At 65.7% G+C, this 25,219-nt stretch carries 22 protein-coding genes; 12 read left to right on the top strand and 10 right to left on the bottom strand.

Going from position 1 to position 25,219, the window contains the following annotated elements; genetic code table 11:
• Positions 1-62 precede the first annotated feature (62 nt).
• Positions 63-1,112 carry a M42 family metallopeptidase gene (locus C6A86_RS16275; protein WP_105365904.1) on the top strand — a complete coding sequence of 350 codons (1,050 nt, stop codon included), beginning with the start codon at positions 63-65 and terminating at the stop codon, positions 1,110-1,112.
• On the opposite strand, the gene C6A86_RS16270 is transcribed toward C6A86_RS16275, so the two are convergent.
• Together C6A86_RS16270 and C6A86_RS16265 are read right to left on the bottom strand one after the other, a co-directional pair.
• Positions 1,109-2,134: a cytochrome P450 gene (locus C6A86_RS16270; protein ID WP_311100776.1), complete on the bottom strand. Its 1,026-nt coding sequence runs from the start codon at positions 2,132-2,134 to the stop codon at positions 1,109-1,111. The two genes, C6A86_RS16275 and C6A86_RS16270, sit on opposite strands and share 4 nt — an antisense overlap.
• Before the next feature lie 321 nt (positions 2,135-2,455).
• Entirely contained in the window at positions 2,456-3,148 is a 693-nt protein-coding gene (locus C6A86_RS16265) for a phosphodiesterase (protein WP_105365906.1), read from the bottom strand.
• Positions 3,149-3,341: 193 nt separating this feature from the next.
• On the opposite strand from C6A86_RS16265, the gene C6A86_RS16260 reads away from it, so the two are divergent.
• Entirely contained in the window at positions 3,342-5,447 is a 2,106-nt protein-coding gene (locus C6A86_RS16260; RefSeq protein WP_105365907.1) for a catalase, read from the top strand.
• Between the two features lie 7 nt (positions 5,448-5,454).
• Here the strand turns inward: C6A86_RS16260 and C6A86_RS16255 are convergent, their stop codons facing one another.
• The 7 genes from C6A86_RS16255 to C6A86_RS16225 all read right to left on the bottom strand — a co-directional run bounded on the left by C6A86_RS16255 (position 5,455) and on the right by C6A86_RS16225 (position 10,369).
• Positions 5,455-5,793, bottom strand: coding sequence for a PRC-barrel domain-containing protein (locus tag C6A86_RS16255; RefSeq protein ID WP_105365908.1), 339 nt, complete (start codon positions 5,791-5,793; stop codon positions 5,455-5,457).
• A complete protein-coding gene (locus tag C6A86_RS16250; protein ID WP_105365909.1) occupies positions 5,780-6,193 on the bottom strand; it encodes a PRC-barrel domain-containing protein in 414 nt (137 codons plus the stop codon). Before C6A86_RS16250 ends, C6A86_RS16255 begins: the two co-directional genes overlap by 14 nt.
• Positions 6,190-7,419 (bottom strand): NRAMP family divalent metal transporter, encoded by a 1,230-nt coding sequence (locus C6A86_RS16245; protein ID WP_105365910.1) that lies wholly within the window; start codon positions 7,417-7,419, stop codon positions 6,190-6,192. Before C6A86_RS16245 ends, C6A86_RS16250 begins: the two co-directional genes overlap by 4 nt.
• Positions 7,419-7,868 carry a hypothetical protein gene (locus C6A86_RS16240; RefSeq protein WP_105365911.1) on the bottom strand — a complete coding sequence of 150 codons (450 nt, stop codon included), beginning with the start codon at positions 7,866-7,868 and terminating at the stop codon, positions 7,419-7,421. Before C6A86_RS16240 ends, C6A86_RS16245 begins: the two co-directional genes overlap by 1 nt.
• A 146-nt stretch (positions 7,869-8,014) precedes the next feature.
• A complete protein-coding gene (locus C6A86_RS16235) occupies positions 8,015-8,872 on the bottom strand; it encodes an aldo/keto reductase (RefSeq protein WP_105365912.1) in 858 nt (285 codons plus the stop codon).
• A 77-nt stretch (positions 8,873-8,949) separates the two neighbouring features.
• On the bottom strand, positions 8,950-9,954 hold the full coding sequence (locus tag C6A86_RS16230) for a 1-aminocyclopropane-1-carboxylate deaminase (RefSeq protein ID WP_105365913.1): 1,005 nt from the start codon (positions 9,952-9,954) through the stop codon (positions 8,950-8,952).
• A 94-nt stretch (positions 9,955-10,048) separates the two neighbouring features.
• The gene (locus tag C6A86_RS16225; RefSeq protein WP_199196412.1) at positions 10,049-10,369 is read right to left on the bottom strand and encodes an EthD family reductase; all 321 of its coding nucleotides are present in this window, start codon (positions 10,367-10,369) and stop codon (positions 10,049-10,051) included.
• Positions 10,370-10,577: 208 nt separating this feature from the next.
• Between C6A86_RS16225 and C6A86_RS16220 the strand changes: the two genes are divergently transcribed.
• The 10 genes from C6A86_RS16220 (at position 10,578) to C6A86_RS16175 (ending at position 23,428) form a co-directional block, all read left to right on the top strand.
• Positions 10,578-12,206 carry an acetolactate synthase large subunit gene (locus C6A86_RS16220; protein WP_233213233.1) on the top strand — a complete coding sequence of 543 codons (1,629 nt, stop codon included), beginning with the start codon at positions 10,578-10,580 and terminating at the stop codon, positions 12,204-12,206.
• A gap of 159 nt (positions 12,207-12,365) precedes the next feature.
• Positions 12,366-13,856 (top strand): aldehyde dehydrogenase, encoded by a 1,491-nt coding sequence (locus tag C6A86_RS16215; RefSeq protein WP_105365933.1) that lies wholly within the window; start codon positions 12,366-12,368, stop codon positions 13,854-13,856.
• Between the two features lie 356 nt (positions 13,857-14,212).
• Positions 14,213-14,986 (top strand): ABC transporter permease, encoded by a 774-nt coding sequence (locus tag C6A86_RS16210; protein ID WP_105365916.1) that lies wholly within the window; start codon positions 14,213-14,215, stop codon positions 14,984-14,986.
• A 13-nt stretch (positions 14,987-14,999) separates the two neighbouring features.
• Positions 15,000-15,866: an ABC transporter permease gene (locus C6A86_RS16205; RefSeq protein ID WP_105365917.1), complete on the top strand. Its 867-nt coding sequence runs from the start codon at positions 15,000-15,002 to the stop codon at positions 15,864-15,866.
• A gap of 3 nt (positions 15,867-15,869) precedes the next feature.
• Positions 15,870-17,237: an MCE family protein gene (locus C6A86_RS16200; protein WP_311100773.1), complete on the top strand. Its 1,368-nt coding sequence runs from the start codon at positions 15,870-15,872 to the stop codon at positions 17,235-17,237.
• Positions 17,238-17,271: 34 nt separating this feature from the next.
• A complete protein-coding gene (locus tag C6A86_RS16195; RefSeq protein ID WP_105365919.1) occupies positions 17,272-18,303 on the top strand; it encodes an MCE family protein in 1,032 nt (343 codons plus the stop codon).
• Entirely contained in the window at positions 18,300-19,592 is a 1,293-nt protein-coding gene (locus C6A86_RS16190; protein WP_142407082.1) for an MCE family protein, read from the top strand. The genes C6A86_RS16195 and C6A86_RS16190 overlap by 4 nt, the downstream gene beginning before the upstream one ends.
• 8 nt (positions 19,593-19,600) lie before the next feature.
• Positions 19,601-20,848, top strand: a complete 1,248-nt coding sequence (locus C6A86_RS16185) for an MCE family protein (protein WP_396835334.1) — start codon at positions 19,601-19,603, stop codon at positions 20,846-20,848.
• Positions 20,845-21,996, top strand: a complete 1,152-nt coding sequence (locus C6A86_RS16180; RefSeq protein WP_105365921.1) for a virulence factor Mce family protein — start codon at positions 20,845-20,847, stop codon at positions 21,994-21,996. The genes C6A86_RS16185 and C6A86_RS16180 overlap by 4 nt, the downstream gene beginning before the upstream one ends.
• Before the next feature lies 1 nt (position 21,997).
• Positions 21,998-23,428, top strand: a complete 1,431-nt coding sequence (locus tag C6A86_RS16175; RefSeq protein WP_105365922.1) for an MCE family protein — start codon at positions 21,998-22,000, stop codon at positions 23,426-23,428.
• Between the two features lie 26 nt (positions 23,429-23,454).
• Here C6A86_RS16175 and C6A86_RS16170 read toward each other — a convergent pair whose 3' ends face one another.
• Complete coding sequence (locus tag C6A86_RS16170) at positions 23,455-25,095, bottom strand: long-chain fatty acid--CoA ligase (protein ID WP_105365934.1); 1,641 nt, start codon at positions 25,093-25,095, stop codon at positions 23,455-23,457.
• Positions 25,096-25,219: the final 124 nt, after the last annotated feature.

The following is a 25,219-nucleotide window of genomic DNA, read 5'->3' as shown; positions in this document are numbered from 1 at the left end:
TGTCACACATGACAGTCGGGCCCCCCGTAAGGCAGGTCTGGACGTCGTGAGGTTTCGGCGATATGAATCGTGAACTGCTGCAGGAGTTGCTTACCGCGTACGGCCCCGTCGGTCAGGAAGACGCTGCACGAGAGGTATGTCGCCGGGAACTCGGGCCTATGGTCGACGATATGTGGGTGGACCCCGCGGGGAACCTGGTCGGGGTGCTGCGCGGAGGCGAGTCGTCACCGATCCGGGTGATGGCGCACCTCGACGAGCTGTCGATGATCGTCAAACGCGTTGAGCCCGATGGCTCGCTGCACGTCACCCAACTCGGGACGATGTATCCGGGGAACTTCGGGCTGGGCCCGGTGTCCATCCTGGGGGATTGCGAAACGCTATGTGGAGTGCTGACTTTGGGTTCGGAACACACCACCAAAGAGAGCCGACGCATCTGGGAGACGAAACCCGATAAGGGCGATCAGGCGATGGACTGGCTGCATGTGTATGTGTTCACCGGTCACACACTCGACGAGTTGACCGCGGCCGGGGTGCACCCCGGCACCCGGGTCTGCGTGCACCACAGCAAGCGCAACCTCGTCGAGTTCGGCGAGTACATCGGCGGCTACTTCATGGACGACCGGGCTCCAGCGGCGGCGTTGCTGCACGCGGTGCATTGGTTGGCCGAAGCAGACCGAAGTCTGGCCGGCGATCTGTATGTGGTGTTCACCTGCAATGAGGAGATCGGCGGGATCGGCGGATCATATGCGAGCCGGACTCTGCCCGGTGATCTCACGATCGCCCTCGAAGTCGGCCCGGCCGAAGACGAGTATGGGACCACCTGCTCCGGCGGGCCGATCGTCGCTTACAGTGACGCCGAGTGCGTGTACGACAAGACGGTCGCCGATGCGCTGATGACGGTCGCCGCCGAGCGTGGATGGACGCCGCAGGCGGCCGTGCTGGGCGCTTTCGAATCCGATTCCTCGCACGCGAAGGCCGGCGGGTTGTCGGCCCGTGCCGGTCTGCTGTGTATTCCGACGCTGAGCACCCACGGCTACGAGGTCATCACCCGCGACGGGATCGACGCGATGGCAGATGTCCTCGTCGGTTTTCTCGAGCGCTGGCCCGGCTAATTGCTGTGACTTGCGGCAGTGACCGGCTGGGCGCCGAATTCGAGGCCGAACTGGTTGAGTGTCAGCGGTAGTGGCCGCTCGGGCGACAGCGGCGCCGAGGATGTCAGCTCCAGGTGCAGCGAGGAGAACAGTTGCGCGATGAAGCTACTCGTCACGAACAGCACGAGATTCTGCCCCGGGCATTGCGCCGGCCCGGCACTGAACGGCACCAGCTGCGGGTAGCCCTCGGCACGGCCGTCGATCCAGATCTCGGGGACGAACTCATCGGCGAACGGCAGTTCTTCGGTGTCACGGTGAAAAGCCGGGACGCAGATCAGCACGCTGGCGCCCGCTTCGAATGTGGTCCCGTCGAAGGTGGTGTCGGCGGTGGTCTCCCGCAGCAGGGCCGGCGTGGTCGGCCACAGCCGCACGGATTCCTGCACGCAGGCCCGCAAGTACGGCCGCAACCGTGGCTGATCGGGTTCGGTCAGTTCGCAGCGGGATAGCTGTTGGGGGTGGGTGGCCAGCAGCGCCGCCGCTCGAATGGTGGCCATTCCTGCGGCGTCGAAGGCGAACAGCCAGTGGGGTAGCTGACCGATGGGGTCGAGGTCGCCGGTCACCGGTATCGCCGTCAACGCACCGAGAAGGCTCTCTGGATCGGCCGTCTCGGCGTACCGGTAGATCTGCTCCTCGAACCGGGCGCGCCGCCGTGCTTGCCGAGGTGCCGCGAATGACCAATTCGCGGCGCGTCGCAACCGCCACAGGTCATCGGTGATCTGGTCGTCGTCACGTGCCTGCCGGCCGAGGACGATGCGGCGCACGAGCTTCCACCATGACGTGGTGAAATCTGCGGAGGTGAGCCTGCCGCGGCGCACTGAGTCCGAGGCGAGGGTCGCGGCCTCTTCGGCGACCGCACCCGCGAACGACGCGGCGAGGTGGTGCAGCTCCTGGCCGGTGTCCAGCGCCGCCTCGTTGAGGGCCCGGCGGGGCGCACGCAGCGGTCCGCAACTGATGAGGACGGCGTGCGGCTGGAACTGCTCCAAAGCGCGGCGTTTCTCCCAGCTCGCCGGGTGGAAAGGAGTCGGGGAACCCTGAGTATCTGCCCGACGTCACCGGAATCGAGGGGAATGATGAAGCGCCTGCCGGGCAGCACCAGTTCCACCGCGCCCGAGCCGTACTCGCGGCGCAAAGAGTGCAGCCGCTGCACCGCCCGGCGGTCGGCCTGGCGCCGCTCGAGGAGGCCCACGGTCAACTTGCGCCGCGCGATGGGTCCGGCGGCCACCGAAGCGCCGGCCAGGTCCACGAGGGCGGTCACCGCTGACACACCGTTCACGCGGTGTGCAGTGTCGGGTCCGCCGCTCATGTCAGACCAGCGCGGCTTCATCGGGCGCATCCCGGCCTTCGCGGCTGCGCCGATAGGCCTGCTCGCGCAGCGTGGTGAGCCATTGGGGACCGAGTTCGACACCCGGAATGGTGTTGCGGGTGGGATCGAAGGACACGTCGTGATCGTCGTCGGTGGGGATCGTCGCGGACAGGGTCAGTGTGGCGAGGGGTTCGAAGGGGCCGGTCCCGTGCGCCTGCTGGATATCGAAAATGACTTCACTGTTGTCGATTTCGTCTTCGATGAGCTCGAGCGAAAGTCCGTCGGGCATCTTGGTCTGCAGTTCTGCCTTCAACCACCACCAGCCGTCGTGGTAACGCAGCGGCATCAGGGTGGACAGGGTGGTGTCCGTCCACGACCGTGTCGGTTGCAGACCGAAGCGCGCCAGGATTCCGGTGCCGGTCGACGCCATCAGCACATCCCACGGTGTCGCGGTGAGGGCGTGTGTCGGCATGCGCCATGCGAGGCCGATGAGGTCGGGCAGATCGCCCGGGATGCCGATGGCCTTCGAAACCCTGCCGAGCACCTCACTGGACTCGATCGGCAGGCCAGGGCCGGCCGGGGCCGTGCGCACGATACGCCCCGAGGCGAGGACACCGACAGGATGGAAGACACGGCGGTGTCGAACCTCCGCGCCGAGCTTCATGGGCCACGCGAGCAGGTCCGATGCCTTCATCACAGATCCCTTCGTCAACCGCTCATCTCAGATTGCCCGCGATGAAGGGCGTCAAACATCCGCTGGGCGAACGCAACGTCGGATGACGTTTCGGTATGCGGCTCAGTGGTAATTCCGCCCCTAACCGCGTGCACGTGAAGAGGAGGCGCGGTCCGTTTTTTTGTTTTCAGTCTTTTGTTTTCAGGAGTAGGCCATGCCCCCAGCACGCAAATCCGATCAATCCACCGCGAAAGCCGTCGGCCCGACCGGCAGCGCCGCGCAGCCGGATCCCGACTACCGCGCCCAGTCCGGTGAGTATCTGACCACCGCACAGGGGCTGCGGTTGCCCGACACCGACCATTCGCTGAAAGCAGGATCGCGCGGACCGACGCTGCTCGAAGACTTCCATCTGCGGGAGAAGATCACCCACTTCGACCACGAACGCATCCCCGAGCGCGTCGTGCATGCGCGAGGCGCGGCCGCCCACGGTGTATTCGAGTCCTACGGCACCGCGTCCTCGGTGACCAGGGCCGGCTTCCTGGGTAAGCGCGGCACCAAAACTGAAGTCTTCACCCGCTTCTCGACGGTTCTCGGCTCGCGGGGCTCGGCGGACACGGTGCGCGACACGCGTGGATTTGCCGTGAAGTTCTACACCGCCGAGGGTGTCTTCGACCTGGTCGGCAACAACATGCCGGTGTTCTTCATCCAGGACGGCATCAAGTTCCCGGACATCATCCATGCCGGAAAGCCGCATCCGGACCGCGAGATCCCGCAGGCCCAGTCGGCGCACGACACGTTCTGGGACTTTGTCTCGCTGCACACCGAGGCGACTCATCACGTCTTCTGGAATATGAGCGACCGCGGCATACCGCGCTCCTACCGGACGATGGAAGGGTTTGGCGTGCACACCTTCCGGCTGGTCAACGCGGACGGTAAGACCAGCTTGGCGAAATTCCATTGGAAGCCCGCCGCGGGTGTGCACTCGCTGGTCTGGGAGGAAGCCCAGATTGCGGCCGGGGTGGACCCGGACTTCCACCGTCGCGACATGGCCGACGGCATCGAGGCAGGCGCGTTTCTCGAATACGAACTCGGCATCCAGGTCATGCCGGACGACGGGACCGACAGTTTCGAGGGGATCGACCTGCTCGACCCGACCAAACTGGTGCCCGAGGAACTGGTTCCGGTGCAGGTCATCGGCAAGCTGACCTTGAACCGCAACCCCACCAACTACTTTGCCGAAACCGAGCAGGTCGCCTTTCATACCGGCAACCTGGTGCCCGGCATCGAGGTCACCAACGACCCGCTCATGCAGGCCCGGCTGTTCTCCTACCTGGACACCCAGTTGACCCGACTGGGCGGGCCGAATTTCACCCAGTTGCCGATCAACCGCCCGCATTGCCCGGTCAACGACATGTTGCGCGACGGCATGCATCAGACAGCGGTCCACACCGGCCTGGCCCCGTATCACCCGAACAGCATCGACAACGACGAACCGAAACCCGCCGATGTCGAGGACGGCGGCTACGTCCACACACCACGTGTCATCGAGGGCACAGCCGTCCGCGCCCAGCCTGTTTCGTTCGACGATCACTTCTCGCAGCCGGCCATGTTCTACCGCAGCCTCAGCCCGATCGAGCAGGCGCATGTGGTCGAGGCCTTCACGTTCGAGTTGGGGAAGGTCTACGAGCAGTCCATCAAGGAGCGTCAGCTCCAGGTGCTGGCCAATGTCGACGCCGACCTGTGCCAGCAGGTGGCGGCCGGGCTCGGGCTGCCCGCCCCGGCCGGCGAGCCCGTGCAGGACGTACCGCTGTCACCGGCCCTGTCGCAGATCGTGTCCGACCCGGGACCCATCGATGGCCGCAAGATCGGCATCATCGCCGATTCCGGGTCCGACCTCGCCGGGGTTGCGGCGCTGGTGAAGGCGATGTCCGGGTTGGGCGCCACGGCGCTCGTGGTGGCTCCGGTCGGCGGAGAACTCAAGGCACGCCGGCGCACAGTCGTCGTCGACCGCACCTTCGCCACGGCGCGCTCCATCGAATTCGACGCGGTGGTGGTGGCGGACGGCACGACTGCCGGTGCCGACATCAAGCTGGTGGTGTTGCTGCAAGAAGCATTCCGGCACTGCAAGGCACTCGGCGCGTGGGGCGACGGTGCGGCGGTCCTGAAGACCGCCCGGATCCCGGCGAAGGGCCCCGGCGTGGAAGTCGCGAAGGCCGCCGACAAGGCGTTCGTCGCCGCACTGGCCAATGCGCTGGGCGTGCATCGCGCTTGGGAGCGGGCACCGAAGGTGATGGCCTCCGCGGTGCCGCCGGTGAGCTGAGCACTGTTCACCGCGTGCGCAGCAGGGCCGAATAGCGTTGATAGTCTTCGCGCACCGTGATGCGGTCGGTGCCTACGGCGTGCACGTCGGTCCACAAGGTCACGAAGGTGCCCCGGTGCCGCCAGCGCAGTAGCGCCGCCAGCGGGGCCGGGCTGCGGACCTGGGAACGCTCATACCCGAGGTATGACGAGCCGGTCCTCGGGCTCACCACGAGCCCGAACACCGAGGGAGGACCGGGGTGGCCGTCCGGGTCGGTGGACAGTGCCAGGCGCACATCGGTGACAGTGCCCAACCGGCGACCGGCCGCATCGTGGACACTCAGCCCGAGCAGTTCACTCAACTGCATTCTTGCCTCCCGGGATGCGGCCGATGATCTGGTCGCGGAGCCAGTGTTCGACCCACAGGCCGCCGCGGGTGTCCGCGCCGGGCCGCAGGTGCACCGACGTGCCGATCCGGTCCACCAACTCCCAAGGCAGGTTCAGCAATTGCGCTCGCGGCTGCCGCCCGCCGAAGATGCGGGTGAACAGCACCCGCCCGGAGAGGATGGCCGTGACGGTCGGCGGTGTCCCGTCATAGAGGTGCCCATCCTCGAGCTCGAGGTCGTCGACGATCCCGACCGGTTCGCCGTCGGCGTCGATGAGTTGCCGGTCCAGCAGGTGCAATCGGGCATCGATCAGCTGGGTGTCCGCGGGCTGCGGGGCGTCGGGTAGGTCGTGCCCGTTCACGGCATTGTCGGCGTGGGTCATTGGCCGGCGCCCGTGACGATCATGAGAGGAATGGCGGCCAGCGAGGCCGCCAGGATGATGACGAGATAGACCGAGGCCAGCGCATTGGTGATGCGGCCGTTGACATGCTCGCCCATGTAGCCGGCATCATTGGCGACGATCAGGATGGGGAGGTAGGTCAGCGGCAGCGCAATCGCCGAGAACACCACGGAATACTCGGTGACCAGGATGGGGTCGATACCGGTGAAAAGCACAGCGCTGCAGACACAGAGCGCGACGAGCATCACGGTGTGGAACCGCGCGGCCTCGGCGGGCCGACGGAACTTGCCCCACGCCCAGCCGAAGTACTGCGCCAGGGTGTACCCCGAGGACAGCGTGGTTTCCAGCGCGGCTCCGAAGGTTGCTGCGACGATGCCGACGATGACGAACGCGAGCGCGAGTTTGCCTCCGGCCTCCACCACCGGCATGGTGATCTGCGACAGTGACGTCACGGTGATCTGAGCCGGCATCAGCACTATCGCCGCGCACGCCGCGATCGCGATGGACAGCAGACCACCCAAGGGGAAACCCACCAGGACATTGATTCGGGATTTGCCGAGATCCTTGACCGTCCAGCGCTCCTCGATGGCGCCGGAGGAGAAGAAGAACACCTCATACGGTGTCATCGCCGCACCGAACAGCGCGATCGCGAAGTACCAGTACGTCGCTGCCGACTCGGTGTCGGGGATGGCCGGCGTCAACGCCTGGTCGGAGAGATCGGCCCAGTTGGGTTGCAACAAGAACACGCAGACGGCGAAGACGATCAAGCCGAGGCCGAGCATCCCGGTGACGTTCTCCATCACCGTGAACTTCACCCGCCAGATCACCATCCAGATGGCGGCGGCGGCGACCGGAATCCACAGCAGCGGACCGACGTCGGTCGCCAACTGCAACGCCAATGCGACACCGCCGATTTCGGCGGTGACGGTCATCAGGTTGATGAAGAAGGATGCGCCGAGGTTGGCGGCGGCCACCCGCGGGCCGAGGCGTTCGCGGATGATCTCGAAGGTCGCGTGCCCGCTGACAGCCGCGACGCGACCGGCCATCTGGGCGTAGAGACAGATGCCGATGACGCCCACCGGAACCACCCAGGCCAGCGCGAGCCCGAAGCGCGACCCCACCACGGCGTTGGTCACCATGTCGCCGATGTCGAGGAACCCACCGATTGCGGTGAGCACCCCCAGGGCGACGGCGAACAGCTTCTTCATCAGCGGTAGTCGCGTTCCAGGGTGTCGGCGGCCCGGAGCAGCGCTGCCCGCAGGTCGGCGGTTTCGCCGTCACCCGTGGGCATCCGCACCGCCACGTTCGAGTCGTTGAGGGTGGCGATGACCTCGGTCATCGTCCGGATGAGCAGAGTCTGGCGGGCCAGATCGCGTGGATCTTCGGCTCGAAGGACGGCGATACCGTCGTAGCCCTTGACCACCTCATCGCGTGCGTCGGACAGTTGCACGCCGGTCAGTTGGGTGGTGGACCTTCCGCGTTGCCACAGATCGATCGCCAGCGCCCCGGACCGCGCGGCCGACGTGGCGTCTTCCATGGCACCGGCCAGTCGTCCCGGCATGCCATCACGATTGGCCGGACAGCTGGTGAGTACAACGACCAGAATCCCGACGATCACCGCGGGAAGCGTCGCGCGGCGGACCAGCCTGCGGGGCATCGTCAGCGCCGTTTCGTCGCGTTCGACATCACCGATCTCCTCGCGCGTGGGTCCCGATCACCCGATGAGACGGGCGGGCGTGGTTCAGCTGAGGTGCGGCGAGAGATTACCCCGTGGAGCGGTGGACAAACATAGGGACAGCCGGGCTACGGCGCGAAGTCCTCGGGCAGCTCGATGTCCGCGATCGCGATGTTCTCCTCGAGGTGGGCCACCGATGAGGTGCCCGGGATCAGGAGGACGTTGGGCGCGACCGACAGCGTCCACGCCAGCACAATCTGGGCCGGCGTACAACCCAGCTCGGCCGCGGTCTGCCTGACGGCGGCATTGCCGAGCACCGGGTTGTCGGCGGTGAACCCAGAACCGAGCGGGAAGAACGGGACGAACGAGATCCCGTGCTCGGTACACAGGTCGAGCACAGGCTGCGATGAACGGTCGAGGAAATTGAAGGCGTTCTGCACGGTGACGATCTCGGTCCGGTCCAACGCGATGCGCAGGTGGTCGATCGAGACGCTGGACAGGCCGATGCCCGCGATGAGGCCCTCGTCGCGGGCGGCGATCATGGCGGTCAGCTGACGGTCGAACAGCTCGCGCTCGACCGCGCCGACGCTGCTGGGGTCACCGGAGTGGATGCGAAGGTTCACCGCGGCAAGCCGATCGGTACCCAGGGTCTGCAGGTTGGCTTCGATGTCGGCGCGCAACTCGTCGGGTTGCTGTGCGGCAATCCACTCGCCCCCGTCGTTGCGACGGGCACCGACCTTGCTGACCAGCGCCAGGTTCGCGGGGTAGGGGTGAAGGGCCTCGCGGATGAGCTCGTTGGACACCTTGGGCCCGTAGAACTGCGCGGTGTCGATATGGTCGACGCCCAGTTCCACGGCCCGCTTCAGCACGGCAATGGCCTGATCGTGATCGCGTGGCGGCCCGATGACGCCCGGGCCGGGCAGCTGCATGGCCCCGAATCCGACGCGGCTCACCGTGAACGGGCCTAGCGGGAAGGTTGTCGTCATTTTTCGAACTACCTCGCCTTCGTCGGAGTTATTCCCCGAGCCCGTTGCGGGGCTTGACGCCGACGATAGCCCGTCCTTCAGAAGATGCCGCTGTAGGCGTTCAGCGCCGGCTGCCCACCGAGGTGTGCGTAGAGCACTGTGGATGTGGGTCCGATCTGCCCGGACTGCACCAAGTCGATCAGTCCGGCCATGGACTTGCCTTCGTAGACCGGGTCGAGGATGACGCCTTCGAGTCGGCCGGTCAGGGTGATCGCATCGATCGTGGATTGCACCGGTATGCCATAGAGTTCGCCCGCCCAGCCCTCGAGAACGGTGATCTCGTCATCGCGGAGGTCGCGGCCGAGGCCGATGAGCTCGGCGGTGTTGCGGGCGATGCGTTCGACCTGGGCTCGGGTCTTCTCCAGGGTCGCCGAGGCGTCGATACCGATGATGCGCCGAGGCCGGTCCTGGCCGGCGAAACCCGCGATCATCCCGGCCTGGGTGGAGCCGGTCACGGTGCAGACCACGATCGTGTCGAAGAAGATTCCGAGGTCCTGTTCCTGTTGTTGCACTTCGTAGGCCCAATGGGCGAAGCCGAGTCCGCCCAACCGGTGATCGGAGGCGCCTGCGGGGATGGGGTAGGGCGTGCCGCCCGCACGTTTGACGTCCTCGATGGCGTTCTGCCAGCTGTCCTTGAAGCCGATGCCGAAGCCGGAGGGATCGAGTCGCACGTCTGCGCCCATGATGCGGGACAGCAGGATGTTGCCGACCTTGTCGTTGACGGAATCGGGCCAGTCGACCCACTTCTCCTGCACCAGAACGGCTTTCAGTCCCAGGCTGGCGGCGACGGCGGCCACCTGGCGAGTGTGGTTGGATTGCACGCCCCCGATCGAGACCAGGGTGTCGGCGCCCTGGTCGAGTGCCTCCGGGATCAGGTACTCCAGCTTTCGGGTCTTGTTGCCGCCGTAGGCCAGCCCAGCATTGACATCCTCGCGCTTGGCCCAGATCTCCGCGCCACCAAGGAACTGGCTCAGGCGCCGCAACGGATGGACGGGGCTCGGGCCGAACGTCAGCGGATAGCGCTGAAAATCTTCGATAGCCATGGGTATCTCCTCGGACGCTGGAACTGACCGCTGTGAAATGCAATATATCGCAGGGTGTCGACGACGGCAGCGGAGGGTTCACCGAGGCGCGCGTTCAGTCCTTGGCGACGTCGATTTCGGAGAACAGCACCCGGACACCTCCGGTGGAGACCCGCGCCATCTCGTCGAAGAAGGCGCCCGCTTCGGGTGTCGTCACCGCAGCGCTCGCAGCCGCATAGTCCGGGTAGTACATGTCGATCATGCGGTACGCGGGCGTAGGGCTCCCGTCTTCCTTGGCCCACACCTTGGATGTCTCGAAACGGATGTGGCCCGGAATTCTGCGGGCGGCCTCCAACTGGCCAGCGGGGTAGTCCCGTTCAAAGCTCTCTGGGTCTGTCGGATTGTCGTAGATCACGGTGATCTTGGTTTCCGGCACGGTGGCTCCTTGATGGTGATCAACGGTGGGGTGTCGCACTGAAACGTAGCCGATCACCGTCGAAAATGCCCGCCGAAGAGGGCATTTCGATCCGCCGATGTCGATAGCGCGGCCCGGTGGCGGTCGCGGTATCGACTCCATCGGGGGGCATTGCGTGCTGTGGTTAGCTGACGTGGTGTCTGATGCCGGTCGCACCACCGCAGAGTTGATCGTCGAATGCCTGGAGAACGAAGGGGTCACCCATGTGTTCGGCATCCCCGGCGAAGAGAACATCCTGCTCATCGAGGCGCTGTCGAGGTCATCGATCGAGTACGTCCTCACCCGCCATGAGCAGGGTGCGTCGTTCATGGCGGAGGTTTACGGTCGGTTGACCGGCAGGGCCGGGGTATGCTCGGCCACCCTGGGGCCCGGCGCGATCAACCTGCTGCTCGGCGTTGCCGATGCCACCACGAATTCGACTCCGGTGCTGGCGCTTTCCGCGCAGGTCGGAATGCGGCGCAGTTACAAGGAATCGCATCAGAGTGTGGATCTGGTGTCGATGTTCGCGCCCGTCACCAAGTGGTCGGCTCTGGTCGCCACGCCGGGTTCGGTACCGGAGATGGTCCGCAAGGCCTTCAAGCTCGCGCAGACCGAGCGTCCCGGCGCGGTGTACCTCGCGGTGCCCGAAGACGTCGAAGACGCGGCAGCGCCGGCAGACGCCACTGCACTGCGCATCAACGTGCCGCGCCCGGACGACCCGTCGGAGAAGCAGATTGCGCGGGCGGCGGAGATTCTGAACTCGGCGCGCAACCCGGTGCTGCTCGCCGGCCACGGTGCGGCCCGCGGCGGGGCTTCCGCGGCGGTGCGACGTTTCGCGGAGACACTCGGAATGCCGGTGGCCACCACGTTCCACGGCAAGGGTGTGATGCCCGATGACCATCCGTTGGCCCTCGGTGCGGTCGGTTTCATGCGCCACGACTACGTCAACTTCGGGTTCGACCAGGCCGATGTGATCGTCGCTGCCGGCTACGAACTGCAGGAATTCGATCCGGTCCGGATCAACCCACGTGGGGACACCAAGATCATTCACGTGCACCGGTTTCCGGCCGAAGTCGATGTCCATTACGACGTCGCGGTGGGGTTGCACGCCGACATCGGGCAGTGCCTGGACGCGCTGGCCGCCGCGGTCGACCGCGACGAGTGGTATTCGCCGGGGCAGGAACGCATCCGCGGCCTGCTGGCCGAGGAACTCGATCGTGGCCGCGCCGATGACAGCTTTCCGTTGACCCCCGCGCGCATCGTCGCCGACACCCGCGCCGCTTTGGCGCGCGAGGACATCGCGCTGGTGGACACCGGTGCCTTGAAGATGTGGATGGCGCGGCTCTATCCCACCTATGAGCCCAATACCTGCCTGATCTCCAACGGGCTCTCCACGATGGGATGGACGGTGCCCGGCGCGATCGCCGCCAAGATCGCGCGACCTTCGGCCAACATCCTCGTCGCGACCGGGGATGGCTCGTTCCTGATGAACTCCCAGGAAATCGAAACAGCGCTGCGCGTCGGCACCCCGATGGTGATCCTCATCTGGGTGGACGACGCCTACGGTTTGATCAGCTGGAAGATGGATCTGGAGATCGGGCACAACGTGGACACCCGCTTCGGCAACCCCGACTTCGTGGCCTATGCCGAGAGTTTCGGCGCCACGGGGTATCGCATCTGTTCGGCCGGCGAGTTGTTGCCGACCCTGCGGGAGGCGTTGTCGGCGGACACCGTCAGCGTCATCGCCTGTCCAGTGGACTACAGCGCGAACAGCGCCCTGATCGCCGCGCTGGGAGAACTCGACGAGTCCTGGTCGTGAATTCTGCCCGGCACGCACTTGCGATTCTGCTGCTGACCTGCTGATAGGGCGACAGGTTCACCCCGTTCGGGCGATGGTGCGGGGTATCGCTCTCGCGGTTGACTGCCAGGGGACCGAGTCGAAGGAGGCCCCGTGGCAGCGGACGTCAAGCACTACGCAATGTTCATCGACGGCAAGCAGGTGGATGCCGCCGAGGTCGATGAGATCTGCGATCCGGCCACCGAGGAGGTGGTCGCCACGATCGCGCGCGGAAGCGTCGAGCATGCCGATGCCGCGGTGGCGGCGGCGCGGGCGGCGTTCGAGTCCGGCTCCTGGTCCAGGATGGCGCCCGCCGATCGGTCCGCGGTGCTGGTGAAGATCGCCGACCGGCTGGGCCAGGAACTCGACGAGCTCGTCGAGCTGGAGATCCATGCCAACGGTGCCACCGTGCGTCAGGCCACGGGATTCCACATCGGCTACGCGCCGACACATTTCCTCTACTTCGCCGAGCTCGCGGCCACCTACCAGTGGGAACACCAGGTCGGTACCCAGGCGTATCCGACGATGTCCACCAACATCGTCCGCCATGAGCCGCTCGGTGTGTGTGCGGCCATCGTGCCGTGGAACTTCCCACTGCTGCTCGGCATCTGGAAGGTGGGCCCGGCGCTTGCCGCCGGCAACTCGGTGGTCATCAAGCCCGACGAGAAGACGCCCCTGACGTTGTTGCGCCTGTGCGAGATCGCCGCCGAGTGCGGTCTGCCCGACGGCGTCCTCAATCTCGTCACCGGTCCCGGCCCGACAGTGGGCGCCCGGCTGGCCGAGCATCCAGATGTCGACAAGGTGGCGTTCACCGGGTCGACGCCCGTCGGTCGGGAGATCATGCGGCTGGCCTCGGCGACGGTGAAGAAGGTGTCACTCGAACTGGGTGGCAAGGGCGCCCAGGTGCTGCTCGACGACGCCGATCTCGACGTCGCGATCGACGGTGCGCTGTTCGGATGCATGCTCTATTCCGGTCAGATCTGTGAGTCGGGAACACGACTACTGGTGCCCGACGACATGTACGACCTCGTCGTGGACCGGCTGGTGGATCGTGCGTCGGCGCTGAAGATCGGCGACACCACTGACTTCGACACCGATGTGGGTCCGGTGATCTCGGCACGCCAACGCGACCGGGTGCTCAGCTTCCTGGACGGCGCCCGCAGTGACGGGGCCAAGATCGTGCTCGGCGGCGGCGCCCCCCAGGGAGCAGCCTTCGAGAAGGGCTACTGGGTCGAGCCGACCATCGTGACCGAAGTGACCAACGACATGGAGATTGCGCGCGAGGAGATCTTCGGTCCGGTGCTGTGCGTGCTGCGCTACACCGATGAGGCCGACGCCGTCCGGCAGGCCAACGACTCGCAGTACGGGCTGAGCGCGGGCGTGTGGAGCACGGACTACGAACGCGCCGTGGAGATCGCGGACCAGTTGCGTGCCGGCACGGTCTGGATCAACAATTGGCACCAGATCGATCCGGCTCTGCCGTTCGGCGGCTACAAGCAGAGCGGCCTGGGGCGCGAGTTGGGCCGGCACGCACTCGACGACTACACCGAGACCAAGCATGTGCACATCGACCTGACCCAGAAGGTGGAACGCCACATCTTCGAGGCGTTGTTGTCCGAGCCGCCCCACTAGCACGCACCCGCGTTTTACGTTGCCAATGAGGGTATTTCGGGCCCTGTGCGGCCGGCACGCGGCCCTTGTAGGGCCTGCTGACGCGTCAATTTCGGCACCCCGTTCGGGGTAGCGACTTATCTCCTTCGGGGGCTGACGCCGACAGCCCCGCGGATGGTTGTCTGGGTCAGCGGGCACAACACGTCGGAACGTTTCGGCTCGTCGAGAGATTCGCGGTCCGCATCGGCGTGCGCCTCGTCAACGACCTACCACCATCGTGACCGATAGACACCGACATCGCACCTGGGAGCACACGTGGCAGCTGACCTTCACCGTCCGTTTGCATGCAGCGAGACCCAACGAGCCATCAGGCAGACATGCTGCTGAACGCGGGCCCGCTGGCCAAACCCGTGCGCGCGATCGGCGGGTTCTTCGGCATGACGCTGGATGTCTTCGTCGGGATCTTCACCACGCCGCTGGCCTGGCGCGAATACCTGGCCCAGTCGTGGTTCGTGGCGCGGGTCTCCGTTCTGCCTGCGGTGCTGATGATCATTCCCTATGCACTGATCAACACCTTCATCTTCAACATCCTGCTCAGCGAGTTCGGTGCCGCGGACTTCTCTGGGGCGGGTGCGGCGTTCTTCAATGTGAACCAGATCGGGCCCCTGGTAACAGTTCTCGTGACCGCGGGCGCGAGCGCCACCGCGATGTGCGCCGACCTCGGGGCACGCACCATCCGGGAGGAACTGGATGCTCAGCGGGTGATGGGCATCGACCCGATTCAGACACTGGTCATCCCGCGGGTATTGGCGGCCACGACGGTCTCGGTGGCGCTGATGGGATTGGTCGTGCTCGTCGGGATGGTGGCGTCGTTCATGTTCTGTGTCTTCGCGCTCGATGTCTCGGCGGGCGTCTTCGTCTCGGGTATGACGGTCGTGACCGGACTCAGTGACGTGATCGTGTCGCTGGTGAAGGCCTTCCTGTTCGGGCTGGGAGCCGGGTTGATCGCCTGCTACAAGGGCATCTCGGTCGGCGGCGGACCTGCCGGCGTCGGCAACGCCGTGAACGAGACGGTGGTCTTCGCGTTCATGGTGCTGTTCACCGTCAACATCGTCGTCACCGTCATCGGTGTTCAGTTCACCCTGAAATAGGTTGGGATAACACATGTCACACATCGCAACCAGCGGTCGGCCGGCGGGGCGGTACCCGAGGTTGGCCCGTACCCGGAGCCGAATCCTGGCGGAGTTGGACCAGATCGGGGCCCAGACGCGCTTCTACTTCCTGACACTCGCCCGGATTCCGGATGCGGTGATCAACTATCGCCCCGAACTGCTGCGCCTGATAGCGCAGATGGGGCTGGGATCCGGTGCGCTGGCGTCCATCGGCGGCACCGTGGTGATTGTCGGGTTCATGACGATGACGACCGGCGCGGTGGTGGCTGCCCAGGGTTACACCCAGTTCCAGTCGGTCGGTGTGGAGGCGTTCACCGGCTTTGCCTCGGCGTTCTTCATTCCCCGGCTGATCGTCCCGGGTACGGCGCAGGTCACGCTGACGGCCACCGTCGGCGCCGGTGCCACCGCCCAGATGGGCGCGATGCGCATCAACGAAGAGGTCGACGCGTTGGAGGTGATCGGCATCCGCACCATCACCTACCTCGCCGCGACCCGGGTGCTGGCCGGGACCATTGTGGTGATTCCTTTGTACGCAGTGGCATTGATGATGGGATTCGTCGCGGCGCGGTACGGCACGACCCTGATCTACGGTCAGGCCTCGGGCGTGTACGACCACTACTTCAACACGTTCCTCAACACCACCGATCTGGTGGTGTCATTCCTGCAGACGATCGTGATGATCGTCGTGGTGATGCTGGTGTGCACCTACTACGGCTACACCGCCAGTGGCGGACCGGCGGGCGTGGGGGAGGCCGTCGGTCGTGCCGTGCGCGCATCGATGGTCGTGGGAGCCGTGGTGCTGGTCGCGGTCACGCTGGCGGTATATGGGCAGTCCGGCAACTTTCACCTGGCTGGCTGACCTGTGGATGTAGTCGGCGGAAAACCCCGTATCGCCAATGCCTGGTGGTCACTCATCCTGTTTCTCGCGGTGATCGCGTTGGTGTTCGTCACCGTCACCTCGTTTCGCGGCACGTTCCGTTCGGTCGTGCCGGTGACGCTCAGCGCGGATCGCACCGGACTGGTCATGGAGACCGGTGCCAAGGTCAAGCTGCGTGGTGTCGATGTCGGTCGCGTCCGCCAGATCAGCAGCACCGGCGCCGGTGCCCGGTTGGCGCTGGACATCGACTCGGATCAGATCCGGCACATCCCGGCAAATGTCGAGGCGAGGATCGCCGTCACCACGATCTTCGGCGCCAAGTTCGTGGATCTGGTCTACCCGTCGAATCCCAGTGGACAGCAGTTGGCTGCCGGTGCCGCCCTGCGGTCGACAAACGTCACCACCGAGGTGAACACCGTCTTCGAGAACGTCGTCGATCTGCTGGACATGGTGGATCCGCTGAAACTGAACGCCGTCCTGACCGCGGTGGCCGACGCCGTGCGAGGCAGGGGCGAGAAGATCGGCGAGGCCACCACCGACCTCAACGAGGTGCTGACGGCGCTGAACTCCCGCAACGACGTGTTCCGGGAGGACATTCGGGCACTGAAGAATCTGGGAGACACCTACAGTGCCGCTACCGAGGACATCGTCTCCATCCTGGACGCGGTGAGCACCACCGGCGCCACCGTCGTCGACCACCAGGATGCGCTGGATACCCTGCTGCTCAACGCCGTTGGCGTATCGGAGGCCGGTACGAATCTGTTGGTCTCCAGTAAGGAAAACCTGGTCACCGCGATCAACAGCCTGGAACCGACCACCGAACTGTTGAACATGTACAGCCCTGCCTACGCATGCACACTCCAAGGCGCGCAATGGATCATCGACAACGGCGAAGGTGTGTTCGGCGGTGACGGCAGGACGTTCGTCGTGGATGTGGCGCTACTGCCCGGCAACGACCCGTACACCTTCCCGGAGAATCTTCCGGTCGTCGCCGCCAAGGGCGGGCCCGCAGGTCGGCCCGGATGCGGCTCCCTGCCGGATGCGACCAAGAACTTCCCGGTCCGCCAACTCATCACGAACACCGGATGGGGTACTGGACTGGATATCCGGCCCAACCCGGGCATCGGGCGGCCGTGCTATGCGAACTACCTGCCGGTGACCCGTGCCGTCCCCGAGCCGCCCAGCATCCGTCAGTGCCTGCCCGGCCCGGCGCCCGGGCCTCAGCCCTACCCGGGGGCACCGCCATACGGTGCCGCGCTGTACGGGCCGGGGGTGCCGCTATGGCCGGGGGTACCACCGGTGGGCCCCGCCACCGGATCACCCACTCCGGCGGGGCAGGGCGGTCCGCCGTGATGATCGTGAAATCACCAGGGAAAGGGGAAGCCTCATGACCGAGAACCTCAAAGGCATCATCATCCGCCTGGGTGTGTTCATGACGGTGTGTGCGCTTGCCTTGGCCGCGACCATGGTGGTTTTCGCGCAGTTCCGCTTCGGTGGCAGCGCCCACCTCTACAGCGCCGAGTTCAGCAACGTGTCCGGCTTGCGCGAGGGCAACATGGTGCGGGTCGCCGGCGTCGAGGTCGGCAAGGTCAAGAGCATCACCGTCAACCCCGATGCCACGGTGCGCGTCGAGTTCAGTGCCGATCGGGCCGCGGTTCTCACCGAGGGCACCCGCGCCGAGATCCGCTACGACGACCTCATCGGCGGCCGGTACATGGCACTGGTCGACGCCGCCGGCAGTGCCCAGGTGCTGAACCCCGGTCAGACGATCCCGTTGGCGCGCACGCAACCCGCGCTGGATCTGGATTCGGTGACCGGTGGGTTCCGTCCGCTCTTTCGCGCGTTGCAGCCCGATCAGATCAACGACCTGAGCGGACAGCTTCTGCACGCCATCCAGGGGGAGGGGCCCACCATCGCCTCGTTTCTGAATCAGGCAGCCGCGGTGACCAATACGCTCGCCGACCGCGACCTTCTCATCGGTGAGGTGATCGACAACCTCAACGTGGTGCTCGGAACGCTCGGCGGTCAGAGCGACCAACTCGACAAGGCGGTGACCAACGTGTCCGAACTCGTACACGGTCTGGCCGAACGCAAGACCGATATCGCCAACGCGGTCGCCCACACGAATGCGGCGACCGGATCGATCGCCGACCTGCTGGCGCAGACCCGCCAACCCATCCAGAAGGTGGTGACCGAGACCGACCGGGTGGCCGGGACGATCCTGGCGGATCAGGAGTACTTCGATCAACTGCTCAACACCTTGCCCGACAAGTACCGGATGCTGAACCGCCAAGGGATGTACGGGGACTACTTCGGCTTCTACTTCTGCGACGTGATTCTGAAGCTCAACGGTAAAGGCGGCCAACCGGTCTTCGTCAAGGCGGCCGGTCAGAGCACGGGGCGGTGCGCGCCCAAATGAGCGCGAATCGGCCCTTTTCGGAGCGGAACCCCTTGGTCCTCGGTGCGGTCGGCCTGCTGGCGGTCGTCGCGGTGGTCGCGGCGGCGCTGGGTAATCAGATGCTGCCGTTCGTCAATCAGAACAAGAACTACTCGGCGTATTTCGAGGACGCCGGCGGCCTGTACACCGGCGCGATGGTGCAGGTTTCGGGCTACCCGGTGGGCAAGGTGTCCTCGATCGAACTGGAGGGACCCGGCGTGCTGGTCACCTTCGACGTGCCCGACGACATTCACATGGGTGACCGGAGCGAGGCGGCGATCAGGACCAAGGGCCTGCTGGGTACCAAGCAGCTCGACGTGGTACCCCACGGCGACGGCGAGCTGACCGAACCGATCCCGATGGACCGGACGACATCGCCCTATCAGCTTCCCGAAGCGCTGGGTGAGTTGGCCACCACGATCAGCGGGCTGGACACCCATCAGCTCTCAGACTCGTTGGCCACACTGGCAGAGACCTTCGCCGATACGCCGCCACACTTGCGCGACGCCGTCAAAGGCGTTGCACGCTTTGCCGATACGCTGAACAACCGCGACGATCAGTTGCGCAATCTGCTCGACAATGCGGCCAAGGCCACCGGGGTGCTCGCCCAGCGCACGGACCGGATCGTCGGCTTGATCCGCGACACCAACGCGCTGTTGGCGCAGTTGCAGACCCAAAGTGCGGCCCTCGACCAACTGGCCGGCAACATATCTTCGGTAGCAACGCAACTGAAGGCGTTCATCGCCGAGAATCGCCGGCAGCTGAAACCCGCCCTGGACAAACTCAACGGGGTGCTCGCGATCGTCGACAACCGCAAGGACCGTGTCCGGGAAGCGATCAAGGGACTCAGCACCTACGCGATGGCGCTCGGGGAGACCGTCGGATCCGGCCCCTTCTTCAAGGCCTACGTCGCCAACCTCCTTCCGGGGCAGTTCGTGCAGCCGTTCGTCGATGCTGCCTTCTCCGACCTCGGCCTGGACCCGTCGACGCTGCGGCCCTCACAGCTCTCCGATCCGCAGATCGGCCAGCCCGGTACCCCGGCGTTGCCGGTACCGTTCCCGCGGACCGGGCAGGGTGGCGAGCCTCGAATGAACCTGCCGGATGCCATCACCGGGAATCCTGGCGATCCGGGCTGCGGACCTCCGGGGCTGCCGCTGCCCGGCCCCACCGGCTGCTACCCCTACCGGGAGCCGCCGCCGGCCCCGGCGCCGGGAGGCCCGCCGCCCGGGCCACCGGCACTACCACCCACACCGCATGGAGGACAACCGTGATCAAGGCGATGCGCAGCCCGCGGGCCATGCTGGCGGTCGTCCTGGTTGCGGTGCTCGCCGCGGGGACGCTGGTCGCGGTGAAGCTCGACGACCACATCAACAGGATGTCGATCATCGCGTACTTCGACAACAGCACCGGGCTGTTCGTCGGCGACGATGTCCGCATCCGGGGGGTGACGGTCGGCAAGGTCGACTCGATCGAACCCGAGGCGCAGCGCGCCAAGATCACCTTCTGGATCGACCGCGCGTTCAACGTGCCTGCCGACGCGAAGGCCGTGATCCTGTCCCCACAACTGGTGACCGGGCGCGCAATCCAGTTGACACCGCCCTATTCCGGCGGTCCGGCGATGACCGGAGGGGCCGTCATCCCGCAGGACCGGACCGCGGTTCCGGTGGAATGGGACGATGTCAGGGCCCAGCTGGAACGGCTCACCGACATGCTGCAGCCCACCGAACCCGGTGGCGTCAGCACCCTCGGCGCGGTCATCAACACCGCCGCCGACAACCTGCGAGGTCAGGGTGAGACCATCCGGCACAGCGTCATCACACTGTCGCAGACGATGTCCGCGCTCGGTGACCACAGCAAGGACATCTTCGGAACGGTGCGCAATCTGGCGACGCTCGTCACCGCCCTGCGCGACAGCAGCGACCTGCTCAGTCAGCTGAACGTCAATCTGTCCCAGGTGTCCGGGCTGCTCGCCGACAACCCGCACGAGGTCGGCCAGGCCGTGCAGGACCTGAACGCGGTTGTCGGCGACGTCCAGACGTTCGTCTCGGAGAACCGCGAACCGATCGGCACCGCATCGGACAGACTGGCCTCGATCTCGGCTGCGGTGGTGGGCAGCCTCGGCGATCTCGAACAGACGCTGCACGTACTGCCCACGGTCATGGCGAACTTCAACAACATCTACGAGCCCGCCAACGGTTCGCTGACCGGCGCACTGATGGTCGGCAACTTCGCCAACCCCGTGTCGTTCCTGTGCGGCGCGATCGAGGCGGCTTCCCGCCTGGGCGCCGAGCAGGCGTCCAAACTGTGCGCCCAGTATCTTGCGCCGATCGTGAAGAACCGCCAGTACAACTTTCTCCCGTTCGGCGAGAACCTGTTGGTCGGCACCCAGGCGCGGCCCAACGAGGTCACCTACAGCGAGGAGCGGATGCGCCCGGACTTTGTGCCGCCGGGGCCGGCTCCGGCGGTGGCCACCGACCCGGCCGCCGGCCTGCCCGGCATGATGACACCGCCCGGAGGTGGCTCATGACGCCCCGCCGGTGGCGCCGACTGGCCTCGGGTGTGCTTGTCTGCGTCGCCGTGCTGTCGGGCTGTGGCTGGCGCGGTGTCAACTCCCTGCCGCTTCCCGGCACGGAGGGCGACGGCCCCGGCGCGTACAGCATTCAAGCCCAGATGCCCGATGTCCGTAACATTCAGCCGAATTCGCGCGTGCGGGTGGCCGATGTGACCGTTGGCCACGTATCGAAGATCGAGCTGCAGGGCGGCCACGCGCTGGTGACCATGCGGCTCAACGGTGACGTGCAGTTGCCGGCCAACGCCACCGTCAAGATCGGTATGACGACCATCTTCGGTTCGCTGCACATCGAATTGGCGGAACCGGCTGATCGGCCGGCCGAGGGCCGACTGCGCGACGGCTCGTTGATTCCGCTGTCTCGTGCCGGTGCGTATCCGACTCCCGAACAGACCCTGGCTGCGCTGTCGTTGGTGCTCAACGGCGGTGGTCTCGGCCAGGCCGGTGACATCACCGAAGCCCTCAGCACCGCCTTCGACGGACGAGAAGAGGATCTGCGCAGCCTGATTCAGCAGTCGAGCCGTTTCGCCGAGAACCTCAACGACCAGAGCGGTGACATCATTGCCGCGACGGAGAGCTTGAACAGCCTGGCCGGCAAGTTCGCGGCGCAGGAACCCGTACTGGACCGTGCCGTCCGGACGCTCCCGGACGCGTTGGCGGTTCTCAACGATCAACGGGACAACCTGGTGCGGGCAGCAGATCAACTCGGCCGGTTCAGCGCGCTGACCACCGACACGATCAACCAGAGCAAGGAGAATCTGGTCAAGGAGTTGCAGCATCTCGGGCCGGTGCTGGAGTCGCTGGCCAATGCCGGTCCCAGCCTGACCCGGTCGTTGGGGCTGTTGCCGACCTACCCCTTCCCCAATGCGGATATCGACAAATGGCAGCGCGGCGACTACGCGAACCTGACCGCGGTGATCGATCTGACCTTGAGCCGTATCGACGCCGGGTTCTTCACCGGCACCCGCTGGGAGTGTGACTTGACCGAGTTGGAGCTGCAGTGGGGTCGCACCATCGGGCAGTTCCCGAGTCCCTGCCTGACAGGCGGCCCGAACGGTCCCGGCAACCCACTCACCGCCCCCTACCGATTCGACCAGGGGCGTTGACATGCACCTGAACAGGCAAACGCGGATCCAGCTGGCGATCTTCGCGGTGATCGCCCTGGTGGCGCTCACGCTGATGGGCGTCAACTACATGAAACTGCCCGTCAAACTTTTTGGCATCGGCCACTATTCGGTGACGGTGCAGCTACCGGCAACAGGCGGACTCTACGCCAGCAGCAATGTCACCTATCGTGGCACCGAAGTGGGACGGGTGGACGCCGTGCGGCTCACCGGCAGCGGTGTCGTCGCAGAGCTGACGCTGAATTCCGACATCCCCATTCCCAGTGATCTGCGGGCGGAGGTGCATTCCCAGTCGGCGATCGGGGAGCAGTACGTGGAACTGTTGCCGCGCAGCGGTTCGGCACCGCCGCTCAAGGATGGCGATGTGATCGCCCTGGCCGATACGTCGGTACCGCAGAACATCAATGACGTCCTCGACGCGGTGAAGACAGGACTGGAAGCGGTCCCGCGGGACAACCTCAAGACGGTCATCGACGAGTCCTACACGGCGGTGGGCGGGCTGGGTCCGGAACTGACCAGGATCGTGTCCGGCGCGATCGCATTGTCGAATGACGCCAGGGACAACCTCGATCCCATGCTGGCCCTGATCGACAATGCGAAGCCGGTCCTGGATTCCCAGACCGCGACCTCGGATGCGATCCAAGGCTGGGCTTCTCACGTCGCCACGGTGACACGCGAACTGCAGGAACATGATCGGGACGTCGCCGGTGTCATCGACAAGGGCGGCCCGGCGCTGAACGAGGTCCGCCAACTGGTCGAGCGCGTGCAACCCACGCTGCCGGTGGTGATGGCCAACCTGGCCAGTGTCGGGCAGGTGGGGCTGACCTATCACGACAGTCTGGAACAGATTCTGGTGCTGCTGCCGCAGCTCGTCGCCGTCGAACAGGGATCGTTGGCGGCCAACGTCCACACCAATCAGGACTACAAGGGCGCCTACCTGAGCTTCAACCTGAATCTGAACCTGCCGCCGCCCTGCACGACCGGCTATCTGCCGACTCAGCAGGCGCGCACCGCCGTACTCGTGGACTACCCGGACCGGGCTCCCGGTGACCTGTATTGCCGTGTCCCGCAGGACTCTCCGTTCAACGTTCGTGGCGTGCGCAATACTCCGTGCGTCACGCGGCCGGGTAAGCGGGCGGCCACCGTGCGTGAATGCGAGAGCGATGCCGAGTTCGTGCCACTCAACGACGGCTTCAACTGGAAAGGAGACCCCAACGCCACCGGCACCGGCCAGGCCGTCCCGCAGTTGCCACCTCCTCCGGCGACGCCTCCACCGATCGCGGTCGCGTACTACGACCCGTCGACCGGCGCCTACGTCGGACCGGACGGCAAGCACTACACACAGTCCGACCTTGCCCAGAGCGCACCGCAGGATTCGACCTGGGAGACGCTCCTGCTGCCACCGGGCAGGTGAGGGAGGTCGTCGGCAAGGACTGCGGGTCAGGGCCGAACGGGTTGCCTACCGGGCAGCCCGCCGTCGGCGAGCATCGCCCGCAGTGCCTTCTTGTCGAACTTGCCGACGCTGGTCTTGGGTACCTCGGCGATGTAGGCATACTCGTCCGGCAGTTGCCATTTGGCGAACTGATCCTGGAGGTGGGCGTTGAGCGCCTCGGGGGTGATGGATTCCGCGGTGTCGAGGACGACGCAGGGCAGCGGCCGCTCCGTCCAGTGTTCGTCGGGTTTGGCAATCACCGCCGCCTCGACGACCGCCGGATGGGACATCAGGGCGTTCTCCATCTCGATCGAGGAGATCCATTCACCGCCGGACTTGATGACATCCTTGACCCGGTCGGTGATCTGGAGATAGCCGAGGGGATCGATGGTGGCGACATCGCCGGTGCGCAGCCAGCCGTCGCGGAAGGCCTCCGCACTGGCCGCCTCGTCGCGGTAGTAACCCGACGCGATCCACGGTCCGCACAGTTCCAGCTCGCCGGCGTGCTCGCCATCCCACGGCAGCTCCGCGCCGTCCGGGTCCACGATGCGCACTTCGACCAGCGGGGAGATGCGGCCGGTCTTGGATCGGTACCGCCAGAACTCGTCACCCTCGGTGCCGGCCGGGGCCTCGGCGATGGCGACGAGCGGACTGGTTTCGGTCATGCCGAACCCCTGCACGAGAGGGGTACCGAAGGTCTCCTCGAATCGCTGCATCAGCGCCAACGGCACCGCGGCACCGCCGCAGGTGACACGCCGCAGGGATGCCAGCGCCTCGGGAGCAGACCCCGACTTGCGCAGGATGTCATTCCAGATGGTGGGGACGGCCGCGGCGAACGTGACCTTCTCGGCGGCGATCAGGCGAACCAATGGCTCGGCCTGAAGGAATCTCCCGGGCATGATCAGCGCGGCGCCCAGCAGCCCGCACGTATACGGCAAACCCCACGCATTGGCGTGGAACATGGGAACGACGGGCAGCACCCGGTCGCCGGACCGGACATCGAGAGTGTCGTTCAGGCACTCTGCCATGGCATGCAGCACCGTCGAACGATGACCGTAGAGCACGCCTTTCGGATTACCGGTGGTTCCGCTGGTGTAGCACAGGCTGGCCGCGGCGGATCCGTCGATGGCGGGATAGTCGTAATGCTCGGGCTCATCGGCGATCAGCGCCTCATAGGCCAGCGGATCGGGTAGCGTGTGCCCGCGCCCGGCATGGCCGATCACGACGAAATGCTCGATCGCCGGGATCCTGGACAGGATCCGCTCGACCTGCGGTACCAGGGTCTCATCGACGATGAGCACGCGATCTTCGGCATGGTTGATGATGTAGACGAGCTGGTCGTCGGTGAGCCGGATGTTGAGGGTGTGCAGCACCGCGCCCATGCAGGGCACCGCCAGATAGATCTCCAAGTGCTGCTGGGTGTTCCATGCGAAGGTGGCTACCCGGTCGCCGTCCCGGATGCCGAGGCGGTACAGCGCATTGGCCAGCTTGTCGGCCCGGCGCACCACGTCGCCGTAGGTACTGCGGCTGACGGTGCCCTCGCCGTCGATCAGCGTGACGACCTCGACGTGTGCATTCAAGGTGCGCATCCGGCGCATCACGTGCTGGAGGGTGATCTCGAAGTCGTTCTGTACCAGTGATTCGACCATGAGTTCTCCCTGTTGCGAGCCTGCCCGTGCGATCACGCACCGTTGAACCTGTCCCGGTCAACGCTAGGAACACCGGGTGTACCCCACGATCTCCCGTTGGCGGGATGCACATAGGCCGAACGGG

Origin of the sequence: Mycobacterium sp. ITM-2016-00316, from assembly GCF_002968335.2 — a bacterium.
Lineage (GTDB): Bacteria > Actinomycetota > Actinomycetes > Mycobacteriales > Mycobacteriaceae > Mycobacterium.
Note: the sequence above shows the minus strand (reverse complement) of the source record. Positions and strands in the feature narration are given on the sequence as shown.